Origin of the sequence: Mycobacterium sp. GA-1841 (genome assembly GCF_001954135.1) — a bacterium.
GTDB lineage: Bacteria > Actinomycetota > Actinomycetes > Mycobacteriales > Mycobacteriaceae > Mycobacterium.
Genome location: NZ_MBEQ01000096.1, coordinates 1 through 962, shown reverse-complemented (window position 1 = coordinate 962; position 962 = coordinate 1). Strand labels below are relative to the sequence as shown.

Below are 962 nucleotides of genomic sequence, written 5' to 3'. Positions count from 1 at the left end.
ACGTCCGGGCTCGCAGTGTTGGGGCCGGGGGCATATCCGGGACCTGGCGGCTGAGTCATGTGCAAATGATGTCACGCAGCACGACGCCCACGACGCAGACATTTCTGTCGTACGCGCCGTGGGCGTCGAGGCGAACGAACTACGGGGTCAGCGGGGCCACCTGGCTGCCGCTGAGCCGGCGCCACGCGTACACCGTGATCAGGGACAGCAGCGGGTAGGCCACCAGCAGACCGATGCCGATCAGCAGGGCGCCGACAAAGCCCACGACGAGGACCACCAGCCAGGTCAACGCCACCGGGCCGAAGTTGGCCTTGGCCAACTCGAAGCTTGCCTTGACGCCGTCGATGCCCGACAGATTGCGATCGAGGACCGCGACCGTGGTGAACATCAACATGATCGAGGCGATGATGCCGGGGATCACGCACAGGACGACACCGATGCCGACGATGATCGAGGACACCACCGAGGCGATGACGACGTTGCCGACGTTGCGCGGCCGGAAGAAGGACCCGATGGTCACCGGTGCGCCGTTGGCGATATCGAGCATTCCGCCGATGTACGCCGACTGGATCACCGCGCCGATCACTACGCCCACGAGCGTAACGATCAGCGAGACCAGGATTCCGGCGCCGCCCATCGAGAAGCTGTAGGAGCCGTCGCCACCTTCGACGTCGGTGAACGGCGCCTCGATCATCCGGAAGATGACCTGCAACACAACGTAGATCAGCCCGAAGACCAAGGTCGGCACCAGCACCTCGACGGGATGCTTGCTGAACTTGTTCCAGGCCCAGGAGAACGCGTCACCGACGCTGTAGGGCGCGCCGCCGAAACCGGGTGCACCGGCGGGCGGGTAACCGGGGGCGGGATAACCGCCGGACGCCGGAAAGCCACCAGGTGCCGGGTAACCCGGCGGCGGAAAGCCACCCCCCTGTGGGGGGGGCGGGGGCGGGTAACCACCGCCC

The 962-nt window shown here is 66.4% G+C and carries 1 protein-coding gene; it reads right to left on the bottom strand.

Annotated features, from left to right (window positions below; genetic code table 11):
- Positions 1-139 precede the first annotated feature (139 nt).
- Positions 140-962: hypothetical protein (locus tag A5740_RS22915; protein ID WP_254849307.1), on the bottom strand; the 823-nt coding region annotated here is incomplete at its 5' end.